At 74.2% G+C, this 11,396-nt stretch carries 12 protein-coding genes; 4 read left to right on the top strand and 8 right to left on the bottom strand.

Annotated features, from left to right (window positions below; all coding sequences use genetic code 11):
* Positions 1-167 precede the first annotated feature (167 nt).
* From ABD990_RS33780 to ABD990_RS33770, 3 genes are all read right to left on the bottom strand, one after another.
* Entirely contained in the window at positions 168-623 is a 456-nt protein-coding gene (locus ABD990_RS33780; RefSeq protein WP_345384887.1) for a VOC family protein, read from the bottom strand.
* A gap of 117 nt (positions 624-740) precedes the next feature.
* A complete protein-coding gene (locus ABD990_RS33775) occupies positions 741-2,120 on the bottom strand; it encodes a 4-hydroxyphenylacetate 3-hydroxylase N-terminal domain-containing protein (RefSeq protein ID WP_345384886.1) in 1,380 nt (459 codons plus the stop codon).
* Positions 2,107-2,790: a TetR/AcrR family transcriptional regulator gene (locus ABD990_RS33770; RefSeq protein WP_345384885.1), complete on the bottom strand. Its 684-nt coding sequence runs from the start codon at positions 2,788-2,790 to the stop codon at positions 2,107-2,109. Before ABD990_RS33770 ends, ABD990_RS33775 begins: the two co-directional genes overlap by 14 nt.
* Positions 2,791-2,943: 153 nt before the next feature.
* Here ABD990_RS33770 and ABD990_RS33765 point away from each other — a divergent pair, with 153 nt between their 5' ends.
* The 4 genes from ABD990_RS33765 (at position 2,944) to ABD990_RS33750 (ending at position 6,149) form a co-directional block, all read left to right on the top strand.
* Complete coding sequence (locus ABD990_RS33765) at positions 2,944-4,101, top strand: alpha-hydroxy-acid oxidizing protein (RefSeq protein ID WP_345384884.1); 1,158 nt, start codon at positions 2,944-2,946, stop codon at positions 4,099-4,101.
* Positions 4,102-4,208: 107 nt separating this feature from the next.
* Positions 4,209-4,442, top strand: coding sequence for a hypothetical protein (locus ABD990_RS33760; protein WP_345384883.1), 234 nt, complete (start codon positions 4,209-4,211; stop codon positions 4,440-4,442).
* Positions 4,443-4,476: 34 nt separating this feature from the next.
* Complete coding sequence (locus ABD990_RS33755) at positions 4,477-5,157, top strand: SDR family NAD(P)-dependent oxidoreductase (protein ID WP_345384882.1); 681 nt, start codon at positions 4,477-4,479, stop codon at positions 5,155-5,157.
* A complete protein-coding gene (locus ABD990_RS33750) occupies positions 5,154-6,149 on the top strand; it encodes an S-adenosylmethionine:tRNA ribosyltransferase-isomerase (protein ID WP_345384881.1) in 996 nt (331 codons plus the stop codon). The genes ABD990_RS33755 and ABD990_RS33750 overlap by 4 nt, the downstream gene beginning before the upstream one ends.
* A gap of 4 nt (positions 6,150-6,153) precedes the next feature.
* Here the strand turns inward: ABD990_RS33750 and ABD990_RS33745 are convergent, their stop codons facing one another.
* From ABD990_RS33745 to ABD990_RS33725, 5 genes are all read right to left on the bottom strand, one after another.
* Complete coding sequence (locus ABD990_RS33745) at positions 6,154-7,779, bottom strand: MFS transporter (RefSeq protein WP_345384880.1); 1,626 nt, start codon at positions 7,777-7,779, stop codon at positions 6,154-6,156.
* The gene (locus tag ABD990_RS33740; protein ID WP_345384879.1) at positions 7,776-9,233 is read right to left on the bottom strand and encodes a DUF2252 domain-containing protein; all 1,458 of its coding nucleotides are present in this window, start codon (positions 9,231-9,233) and stop codon (positions 7,776-7,778) included. Before ABD990_RS33740 ends, ABD990_RS33745 begins: the two co-directional genes overlap by 4 nt.
* Positions 9,230-9,463 carry a hypothetical protein gene (locus tag ABD990_RS33735; RefSeq protein ID WP_345384878.1) on the bottom strand — a complete coding sequence of 78 codons (234 nt, stop codon included), beginning with the start codon at positions 9,461-9,463 and terminating at the stop codon, positions 9,230-9,232. Before ABD990_RS33735 ends, ABD990_RS33740 begins: the two co-directional genes overlap by 4 nt.
* 12 nt (positions 9,464-9,475) lie before the next feature.
* On the bottom strand, positions 9,476-9,898 hold the full coding sequence (locus ABD990_RS33730; RefSeq protein ID WP_345384877.1) for a DUF7144 family membrane protein: 423 nt from the start codon (positions 9,896-9,898) through the stop codon (positions 9,476-9,478).
* A 142-nt stretch (positions 9,899-10,040) separates the two neighbouring features.
* A partial coding sequence (locus tag ABD990_RS33725; protein WP_345384876.1) for a LuxR C-terminal-related transcriptional regulator occupies positions 10,041-11,396 on the bottom strand: 1,356 nt, incomplete at its 5' end.

Here is an 11,396-nt window from a genome sequence, read left to right as displayed (position 1 = left end):
TGATCGAGGGCGTGATCCCGACGCACCCGCTCGACGTCCAGGACGCGCTGATCCACTACGCCCGCAAGGGCGCGATCATCAACTCCACCTACCAGCTCTGACCGGAACGAACGGCGCTCTCGCTCACCAGATGTGAGCGAGAGCGCCGTTCGTGCAGTCCGCCCGCGTCAGTGCACGTAGCGGGTGGCGGGCGTGCCGGGCGGGTTGAACCGGCCCGGCACCGCGTCCGGGTTGGGCACGCAGACCTCGGCCTCCAGCCCGTCCGGGTCCCGGAAGAACAGGCTGAGCACGGGGCCGAAGTCCGTGACGAAGTCGTCGCACGCCCCGCGCTCCAGCAGCCGCCGCCGGATCTCCTCGAAGGACTCGATCGACGCGGCCTGCAGCCCGAGGTGGTCGAGCCGGCCCCGGCCGAGCATCGGCGTCTGCCGTTCGGCCTCGGTGTTCCCCTCGACCTCGAACACGTTCAGCTCGGTGTGCGGGCCGATGTCGACGATCGAGAAGCGGAACCCGTCCTCCTTCTTGTCGTTGGCGACCGTCGCCCCGAACACCTCCCCGTAGAAGGCGTGGAAGCGGTCCGTGTCGGCGGTGATCACGGCGACGTGGTTGAGCCCGTCCAGCAGCATCCGCGCAGGTTAGGGCGCTCGGCCGCCGCCGCGGTAGGGCCGACCGGCGCCGCTGTGAAGGGGATCGACGGATTGCCCCTTCGTCGGAGGGGGCCTCGACTCGGGGCCGCTGGGTTCTCAGGGCGTGAACGGCACCCCCACCAGCTCCTTGGCCCGCGCGACGGCCGACTCCATCGGGTACCACTTCCGCGTCACGATCTTCTGGGCGTAGAGCCCGCCGCCGGCCTGGATGTTCGTGACCAGCCGCCAGCCGCCGTAGGTGTCGGCGGTGAGGTCGCGGATCACGTGGAAGAGCCGCAGCCGCGTCTCGCCGTCGAACTCCGGGTTGGCCTGCATGTACTTGCGCACCGCGGGCCCGATCTCGGGGTTCTGCAGGTCCGCGAGCGAGGGCGCGGTGACGATCGAGCCGCCGGCGATGTCGTGCAGGCTCTGCACGAGCCGGTCGTAGTGCGACGCCGCGTAGTACTTGCCCGCGTTGGTGTACAGCTCGTCCGGGAACGCCGCGCCGTTGTCGCCCACGTGGCAGTGGGTGATCGCCGCCTCGAGCGAGGCACGGATCAGCGTGGCCTGGATGATCATGTCGTCGATCTTGTCCCGGACGTGCGCCACGGACTCGGTACCGTTCGCCTGCGCGATCAGCTGGGCGAGCCCGACCAGCAGGTCCGCACCGTCCGCCATCGACGACAGCCCGCCGAGCCGCTCCCACAGGCCGAGCGAGTGCGCGAACACGGTGGCGTACCTGGTCTGCCCGTCGAGGAAGATGCGCTCGGTGGGGACGAACACGTCGTCCAGGATCACGAACGACTCGGGGTAGGACACCGGCCCCGAGACCGGGAAGGTCCCGGTGTCGGCGTGCCGCGGCGCGTAGCTGACGTCGACGATCTTCACCCCGGGCGCGTTGACCGGGATCATGCATGCGATCGCGTAGTCCTCCTCCCCCGGCTTCATGCCCTTGGTCGGGATGACCATGAGCTCGTGGCCGAGCGAGGCGGCGGTGATGTGCAGCTTGGCCCCGCGGACGACCACGCCGTCGTCCCGGCGCTCGACCACGTGCACGTACGAGTCGGGGTCCTCCTGCTGACCCGGCCGGACCTTCCGGTGCCCCTTCGCGTCCGTGATGCACTGCGTGATCCGGATGTCCTCGGCGCGGGCGCGCGCGACGAAGGCGTTGATCCGCTCGACCTCCTCCGGGCAGGAGTCCATGATCCGGCCCGCGGCGGTCAGCAGCGTCATGATCGAGGTGTAGGTGACGTGCGCGAGCATGCCCATGTCGTGCACGAAGTCGATGTGCTCGCGCAGGCCGGCTGCGTCCGTCGGGACGTCGGAGAACGGGCTGTGGTCGCCGGTCGGGTCGTAGACCTTGTCGTAGCCCTCGGCGATGAGCTGCGCGCTCCGGCCGAGGATCGGGTGGTCGGCGATCCGCTCGACCAGCTCGCCCTCGAACCAGACCTTGCGGCCGTCGTCGAGGGAGGCCAGGTACTGCTCACCGGTCTTCATGCACGGTCCTTTCCGGGTGGGTCTCCACGCCGACGCTGCGCAGCAGGAGGTCGGTGAAGCCGTCGATGATCTCGGTCATGGACAGGTCGCCGTCGGGGCGGAACCACGCCTGGACGGAGTTGAGGGTCGCCAGGATCGACGCCGCGGTGAGCCGCGGGTCGAGGTGCGCGGCGAAGGCGCCCTCGCGCTGCCCCTGGCGGACGATCTCGCGGATCGAGCGCTCGTAGGTGTCCCGGCGCGCGATGATCTCGGCGAACCGCTCGGCGGGCAGCCCGGAGAACTCGGCGTTGAACACCCGGATCTTGATCAGGTTCTTCTCGGTGCCGCGCAGGTGTCGCTCGATCGCCAGCCGCAGCTTGTCGACGGCCGGGGCGCCGGAGGCGAGCAGCTCCTCGCCGAGCGCCGCGGTGTTCAGATGGGCCTCCTCGACGATCGCGTGGAGGAGGTCCTCCTTCGTGTTGATGTAGTGGTAGAGGCTGCCCTTGAGCATGCCGGCGGCCTCGGCGATCTCGCTGATGCTGGTGCCCGCGTAGCCCTTGCGTCGGAACAGCTCCGCCGCGGCGTCGACGATCTGCTCGTAGCGCGACGGGCCGAGGTCGCGGCCGCGGGCCTTGGGCGCCACCGAGCGGCGGTGCGGCGGCACGGACCGCCCGATACCACTCTCCGGCACCAGCGTCTCCTGCGACTCGGCGGTCCGACGAACACCGACGCTAGCTGCGGATCTGCTACTGGTCAACCGTTCGGTCGGGAGTTGTCGACCGATCGTTTGGGCAGCTCCGCCGCTAGTGTCCCGGCGGGACCCGCGTGATCAGGAGGGACACGGATGTCACCGCGCTACGGCGACTACCAGCTGGAGATCTACCTGGCCGGCACGCGGGGCCTGCAGCCCCGCTTCCCGGTGGACTTCGCCGGGATGGAACGGCGGGCGGCCGAGGCGCTGCCGCCGTGGGTGCTCTCCTACGTCGCGGGCGGGGCCGGCGACGAGCGGACCCAGCGGGCGAACGTGACCGCCTTCGAGAAGTGGGGCCTCGTGCCGCGGATGATGGAGGGCGCCCACGAGCGCGACCTCTCCACCACGCTGTTCGGCCTCGAGCTGCCGCACCCGCTCTTCCTGTGCCCGATCGGCGTGCTCGGCATCTGCTCCCAGGACCTGCACGGTGACCTGGCCACCGCCCGCGCCGCCGCGCGCACCGGTGTCCCGATGATCGCCTCGACGCTCTCCCAGGACCCGATGGAGGAGGTCGCGGCGGCGCTCGGGGACACGCCCGGGTTCTTCCAGCTCTACCCGCCCAACGACCGCGACCTGGCCGTGAGCTTCATCCGGCGGGCCGAGCGGGCGGGCTTCAAGGCCCTCGTCGTCACCCTCGACACGTGGGTCACGGGCTGGCGGCCACGCGATCTCAACACGGCCAACTTCCCCCAGCTCCGCGGCTTCTGCCTCGCCAACTACACCTCCGACGAGCACTTCCGGAAGCGCCTCACGAGCTCCGACCCGGCCGAGGTCGTCGGTCTGTTCGCGCGGACCTTCGGCCACTCGATGCGCTGGGAGGACCTGACCTGGATGCGCGAGGCCACCTCGCTGCCGATCGTGCTGAAGGGCCTCTGCCATCCCGACGACGTGCGCCGGGCCGTGGACCTGGGCGCCGACGGCATCTACTGCTCCAACCACGGCGGCCGCCAGGCCAACGGCGGGTTGCCGGCCCTGCAGAGCCTGCCGGAGGTGGTCGAGGCGGCCGGCGACGTCCCGGTGCTGTTCGACTCGGGCGTGCGCAGCGGCACCGACGTGGTCAAGGCACTCGCGATGGGCGCCACCGCCGTCGGCACCGGGCGCCCGCACGTCTACGCCCTGGCGGTCGGCGGGGAGGAGGGCGTCGTGCACCACCTGCGCTCGTTCCTGGCCGAGGCGGACCTGCTGATGGCGGTCGACGGCTACCCGGATCTCGCCCGGCTGCGCGCGGCGGGCCTGCGCCGGGTGGACTGACCCTGCCGCACCTCGATCGCCTTCCGGACCTGCTCCGCGCCTTCATCCGGTTCTGCCACGCCGAGCGCGGGATCAGGGCCCAGCACACGCAGGACACGCTCACGTCGGTGGACACCTACGAGGCGGAGTACCGGCGGCTGATCCGTGCCGACCGCAGACAGGGACCGGAGGCGCTGCTGGAGGCGGTCGGGGCGCTCGGCGACGACGTCGGCATGCCCGCTTCGCCCCGGGAGTGGGGCCTCGGCAGGCTCGCCGAGTTCGTCGGCGGATCCGCGGCCCTGGACTCCCTGTCGACGGCGGAACTGCCGGACACCTACCGAGCTGGGACGACGAGCTCTTGACCTGAACCGAGCTTCAGGTCGCAGTGTGGTCCGCATGACACGGACTGCGATCGTCACCGGTGCGGGGCAGGGCTTCGGGCTCGCCCTCACCGTCGCCCTCGCCCGGCGTGGGACCACCGTGGTGGCCTGCGCCCGGGACGCCGGACGGCTGCGCGGCGCGCTCGACGGGGTGCCGGGCGTCGTCGCGCTGCCCGGCGACGTCACCGACCCCGGCTTCCGCGCCGAGCTCGCCGCGACGGCGGGCGGGCGGCTGGACCTGCTGGTGCACAACGCCGGCGAGCTCGGCCCCTCGCCGCTGCCCCGGCTGGCCGACTACCCGCTCGACGCCCTGCGTGGCGTCCTGGAGACCACCGTCCTGGCCCCGCTGGGCCTCACCCGGGAGACCCTGCCCGCCCTGCGCGCGGCCGGTGGCACCGTCGTCACGCTGAGCTCCGACGCGGCCGTCGAGGCCTACGAGGGCTGGGGCGGGTACGGGGCGGCGAAGGCCGCGCTCGACCACCTCGCCGCGGTGCTCGGGGTGGAGGAGCCGGGGCTGCGCGTGTACGCCTTCGATCCCGGGGACATGCGCACCGCGATGCACCAGCGGGCCTTCCCGGGCGAGGACATCTCGGACCGCCCGGAGCCCGGCACGGTGGTGCCGGCACTGCTGCGGCTGCTCGACGACCGCCCGCCGTCCGGCCGCTACACCGCGGCGGACCTGCGGGTGGCGTCGTGAGGCCGGTCCCGCCCGGATCGGTGGCCACCGCCCCGCCGCCAGTGCGCGACGGTGTGCGGCTCATGGTCGCGCGGGCGCGGCGGCCGCTGCGCCACCGGCGGTTCACGGACCTGCCCGACGCGCTGGAGCCCGGGGACCTGCTCGTGGTGAACACCTCCGACACCGAGCCCGCCGCCCTCGACGGCACGCGCGCGGGCAGGCCGGTGGTCCTGCACGTGTCCGGGCCCGCCCCGGGCGGGACGTGGCTCGTGGAGCTGCGGACGCCGGACGGGCACCGGGTCCTCGACGGCCGGGTGGGCGACGTGGTCCGGCTGCCGCGCGGGGTGACCGCGACCCTGCTCTCCGGCGGGTCGCGGATCTGGCGGGCACGGATCCCGGTCGAGGGCGGGCTGCGCCGGTACCTGGCCGCGGCCGGGCGCCCGATCACCTACTCCTACCTGCGGGGACGTCCCGCGCTCGCCGAGTACCGCACCGTCTTCGCCCGTCCGGACGGCCGCTTCGGCAGCGCGGAGATGCCGAGCGCGGGGCGCCCGTTCACCCCCGCGGTGCTCGACGGGCTGCAGGCGCGCGGGATCGGCGTCGCGGAGCTGGTGCTGCACACCGGGGTGTCCTCGCTCGAGGCGGGCGAGACCCCGCTGCCCGAGCGGTACCGGGTCCCCCTCGCCACGGCCGAGGCCGTCGCCGCGACCCGTGCGGCCGGGCACCGGATCGTCGCGGTGGGGACCACCGTGACCCGGGCGCTGGAGACCGTCGCCGAGCCCGACGGCACGGTGCGGGCGGGCGAGGGCACGACCGAGCTGGTCCTGGGCCCGGACCGGCCGGCCCGCGTCGTCGACGGGCTGGTGACGGGCTGGCACGAGCCGGAGGCCTCGCACCTGCTCCTGCTCCGTGCGGTCGCCGGGCGGCGGCTGGTCGAGCGGGCGTACGCCGCCGCGCTCGACGAGGGCTACCGCTGGCACGAGTTCGGCGACTCCTGCCTGCTCCTGCCGTGAGGCGTCAGCCGGGCGCGCCCACGGGCGGCTCGACGACCGGGGCGGGCGCCGCCACCTGCTCGGGCTCCCGGCGGCGCGGCAGCTCCCGGGTGAGGAACAGGCTGAGCAGGGCGATCCCGGCCGCGGCCAGCAACGCGATCTTCAACCCGACGAGCTGGGCCTGCGCGTACTCCCCGAGCAGCACCTCCACCTCCGGACCCGGGATGCCGGCCGAGGTCAGCGCGGCGCGGGCCTGGTCGAGGGAGAGGAACGAGATCCCCTGCTCCAGGGCGGTGCCGACCTGCGCCCGCGTCGCGTCGGACACCGGCGCCGCCGCCACCCCCGTCAGGCTCACCCGGGCCAGCGTGCCGAGCAGGAACGAGCCGATCAGGGCCGTGCCGAGCGAGGAGCCGAGGTTCTGCGCGGTGTACTGCAGCCCGCCGGTCTCGCTGCGCTCGGCCTCCCCCACGCTGGACTGGGCCACGTTGCCCAGCTGCCCGGCGAGCAGCCCCATCCCGATGCCGAGGAGGCCGGTGGCCAGGGCGAACGACAGGTCGTCGAGCTCCGGCCGGACGGTGCCGACCAGCCACAGCGTGGCCACGCACAGCACGAGGAACCCGGTCCGCACCACGGCACGCGGCGCCGCGATCCGGTTCACCATCGGCGCGGCCATCGACGTGACCAGCATCGTGAGCGACACCGGCAGCAGCCGCAGCCCGGTCGAGAAGGCGTCCAGACCCTGCACCACCTGCAGGTACAGCGGGATGGTGAAGAAGACGCCGAGCAGGATCAGGTTCTGGGCCAGCAGGCTCGACAGCGCCGCGCGCAGCGGCCGGATCGCGAGCAGCGCCCAGCGCACGAGCGGGTCCCGGCCCTGCTCCTCGCGGTGGCGCACCCAGCCGCGCAGCAGCCCGAGGAGGACGAGGCCGGCCGTGATCACGAAGAGGGTGGGCGCGAAGCCGAACACCGTGAACGGCGGGTTGCGCGGCTCGAGCCAGCCCCAGGCGCTGCTCTGCAGGGCGCCCAGCACCACGAGCGCGAGCCCGGCCACGGACAACGCCGCCCCCACCAGGTCGAGCCGCCGGCGCGGTCCGGTCGCCGGCGCGTCGCCGATCCAGCGCAGCATCAGCAGGATCGCCACGACGACCACGACCTCGCCGGCGAACACGACGCGCCAGCTCAGGTAGGTCGTCGCCCACCCGCCGAGGATCGGGCCGACGGCGATCCCGGCGCCCGCGAGCCCGCCCACGACGCCGTAGGCGACGGCCCGGTCGCGGCCGTGGTAGTTGCCGCCCACCAGGGCGGCGAGGGCCGGGAGCACGAGCGCGCCGCCGAGCCCCTCGATCACCGACCAGCCGAGCACCAGCACCCACAGCGTCGGCGCGAGCGCGGTGATCCCGGAGCCGACGCCGTAGACGACCAGCCCGATCGCGAACGCGCGACGCCGCCCGAGGATGTCCCCGACCTGGCCGCCGGTGATCAGGAAGGCGGCCATGACCAGCGTGTAGAGGGTGATGGCGCCCTGGATGGCCGCGACCGTGGTGTCGAAGTCCGCGACCAGCGCACTGATCGACACGTTCATGACGGCCGTGTCGAGCACGACCAGGAACTGCGCGGCGCCGAGTGCGATCAGCGGCTTCCAGCGGTTCACCCGTGGCCGTCCGTGGTCGGGTCCGCCGCGGCCACTTTCCCCGTCTCGATCGCCCGGCACAGGGCGGCGTGATCGGCCTCGGTGCGATCGGCGTAGGCCCGGGCGAAGTCGGCGACCGCCCGGTCGAAGGTGGCCGACGAACCCAGGTAGGCGGCGATCGCGATCCGGTCCCCGCTCCGCGCGTGCGCACGGGCGAGGGTCTGTCCGCAGATCTCCGCGTAGAGCCCCAACCCGCGCGGGCGCAGGCTCTCGACCTCGATCGAGCCCTTCCAGTCCCGCAGCTGGCGCAGGTAGAAGTCGCGGTCGCGACCGTCGACCCCGGTCGCCCGCTGCCAGCCCAGGAAGATGTCGCCCACCGTCTGCATCAGCCGCTGCCCCTCGACGACCCGCTGCCCCGCCGTGGCCTGCGGGGCAGGGCCCAGCACGGACTCGAGAGCCGACGGGCCCGCCTCCTTGGCCTGCAGGAACAGCGGATCGCGGGCGTCGCGGCCGAGGAAGAGCAGCATCCAGCACCGGGTGCCGACGCTCCCGACCCCGACGACCTTGTGGGCGATGTCCACGGGCCGGTACTGCTCGAACAACCGCCGGCGGTCCGGGGGCAGGCTCTCCCGGTAGCCCGCGAGCAGCTCGTGGATGCCGTCCTCGATGCCGCGCCGCTCCACCTCCTCCGGGTAGAGGTCGCGGACCGGCACCACGATCGGCGGCGCGCCGACGATGCGCGGGGCGCCGTCGACGACCGCCGTGAAGCGGTCCAGCGCACCCAGGTTGTCGCGCGAGCGGGCCTTGGCGAGGTCCCGCTCCATCCGGGCCCGCCGCGGCGCGGCGACGCGGCGCCGGTAGCGCGCCCACAGCTCGTCGGTCTCGACGAGCGCGTACCAGACGTCGAGGTTGGTCATCTCCGCGAACCCACGCATCGCCCGGCGGTAGGCGCGCACCGCCCCCTCCACCGCCGCGCGGCGGTCCCGGGTGCGGAAGCCGCGGTCCCGCCCGGCGACCTCGACGCTGGCCGCCAGCCGCTTGACGTCCCACTCCCACGGCCCGCGCAGGGTCTCGTCGAAGTCGTTGACGTCGAAGACGAGCCGGCGCTCCGGCGAGGCGAAGAACCCGAAGTTGGCCAGGTGGGCGTCGCCGCAGAGCTGTGCGTCGATCCCGCTGACCGGGGTGTCGGCGAGGTCGGCGGTCATCACCGCCGCCGAGCCGCGCAGGAACGCGAAGGGTGACAGCGCCATCCGGGCGTACCGGATCGGCAGGAGGTCCTGCACCCGGCCGACGTCCTGCGCGGCCAGGATCTTCAGCGCCCCCTTGCCGCGCCGGGCCGGCAGCTCCGCGTGGCTCGAGCGCGGGACCGACGACCGGGCGGCCCGGCCGAGCTCGATCCGCTCGGCCGGGCCCGTCATGGACGGCCGCCGCGGCGAGGGTGCCGCCGGCACGGGAGGAGCGGCGGTGCGGGTCATCGGACTTCCTTCCCACGCGTCGGGACGAGACCGACGAGCAGCCCCACCGCGATCACAACGACCAGCAGCAGCCACAGCAGCGCGCTGAGGGTCACCGTGAGCAGGTACACGTCCACCGGGTCGCGGTTCTGCAGCACGACCACCAGGGTGAGGACCGCCACCACGAGGGCGACGACCTGCCGGGTGCCGATGCCGCGGCGACCGCGGCCGGTGGGCCGCTGCGTCGTCATCCCGGCTCCCGGTCAGACGGTCTCGCGCGTCTCGCGGACCAGGGCCCAGATCACCGCGATGTCGAGGGCGATGATCACCAGCGACCAGATCGGGTAGTGCGGGATGAACAGGAAGTTGGCGATGATGCTCAGCGAGGCGAGCATGATGCCGACGATGCGGGCCCAGGTCTGGCCCTGGATCACCGCGAGGCCGGTGAGCGCGACCGCCGCGCCGAGGATCAGGTGGACCCAGCCCCACGCGGTGACGTCGAAGGAGTAGATGTAGTTCGGCGTGGCCACGTAGACCTCGTCGCGGAACAGCGCGGCGATGCCGGCCAGCGCCTGACAGACGCCGGTCACGATCAGCACCGTGCCGGCGAACATCGCGAACCCGGTCGCCCAGGCCGCCGCACGCGTCGACGACGCGGTCGGCGGGCGTGTGCTCGTGTCACTCATGACGTTTCCTCCTCGAGCCGTGGTGGGCTCACGGTCGGCGTCCCCGGCGTGCGGCGCCTCGCCCGCTCCGTGTGACTTCGGGGTCCACTGGCGGGGGTTCGGCCGGGACCGCCGGCCGAGCCGGCGTCCGCCGGCACGGGGGTCACCCGCGGAGGGTGAGCGCGGGTGCCGTCGCGATCAGGCCGCGCTCGTACCCGGCGAGCACGGCGGTACGGCGACTGCTGACGCCGAGCTTCCCGTAGATCGAGCGCACGTGGGTCTTCACCGTGTTCACCGAGACGGACAGGTCCACCCCGATCTCCTCGAGCGAGAGCAGGGAGGGCAGCAGCGCGAGGACCGCCCGCTCGCGCTCGCTCAGCGCCGCGGCCGGGGACCCGGTGGTCGCGGACACGGCGAGCGCGGCGCCGGCGAAGGAGCCCGCCGCCCCGGGACCCCCGTGCAACTGCACGAGCAGCCGGCGCACCTCCTGCCCGGCCCCCGCGAACGGGCGCAACGCGTCCAGCGGCTCGGCCAGGGCCAGGGCCCGCTCCAGTGCCTCGCGGGCCGCGGCCCGCTCCCCCGCCCCCGCGGCGAGGGTCGCCTCGACCAGCCACGCCTCGACCTCGGTGACGCCGAGCAGCGGCGTCCCGCACTCCACCAGCGCCCGGTGCGCGGCGGCGCGGGCCCGGTCGTCGCGGCCCGCGGCGAGATCGGTCCAGGCGCGCAGGAGCGCGCTCTCTGCGGTCTCCCCGACGCGCTGCACCAGCCAGCCGTGCACGCTGCGGGCCGCCGTCGGATGGCCGAGGTCGAGGGCCGCGCGGTGCTCCAGCAGCGCCGCGACGGCGACGACGTGCGGGTCGAGCGGTTCGTCGCCCAGCTCGGCCCGGGCGTGCTGCAGCCGGTCCAGGCCGCGGGCGCGGTCGCCGTGGGCCCCGCCCGCACCGTCGATGTCCGCGGCGGCCCGCAGCACGTCCAGACCGAACCGCAGCTCGGTGGGGGCCCGGCCGGTGTGGTCGAGCCCGGCCTCGGCGAGCCGCAGGGCGTCGCCGGGCTCGGCGCGGAGCAACGCGGCGTGCGCGAGCACGGCCGCCGCGCCGGCCGCCCAGGCGGAGTGCCGCAGCCCGGACCGCTCCGCGCGGGCCAGCGCCGCCTCCCCCGCGTGCCGTGCCCCGGCCGCGTCGCCCTCCGCCACGGCCGCGACCGCGCGCAGGGCCAGCGCCTGCACCGCGAGGTGCACGAACCCGTGCCGGTCGGCGAGCTCCAGCGCCTCGGCCAGCAGCGGCGGCGCGATGCCGGGCTCGCCCACCCGTACGGCCGTGAGGGCACGGGCGAGCAGGCCCAAGGCCCGCACCCCCGGCTGGTGCGGCAGCACGTCGGGATCGCGGCGATCGGGCGTGGCGGGCACCGCGCCCAGCTCCTCGGCCGCCGCGCGCAGCGCGGCCAGCTCGAGGGGCGGGTCCTCGGGCCAGCGCAGCGCGCGGGTGGCCGGCGGCCCGCCCACGGCGGTCCGGGCCAGCGC

It is taken from the genome of Pseudonocardia yuanmonensis (assembly GCF_039542425.1).
Lineage (GTDB): Bacteria > Actinomycetota > Actinomycetes > Mycobacteriales > Pseudonocardiaceae > Pseudonocardia > Pseudonocardia yuanmonensis.
The sequence above is the reverse complement of the archived record's forward strand: the minus strand, read 5'-3'. Positions and strand labels throughout refer to the sequence as shown.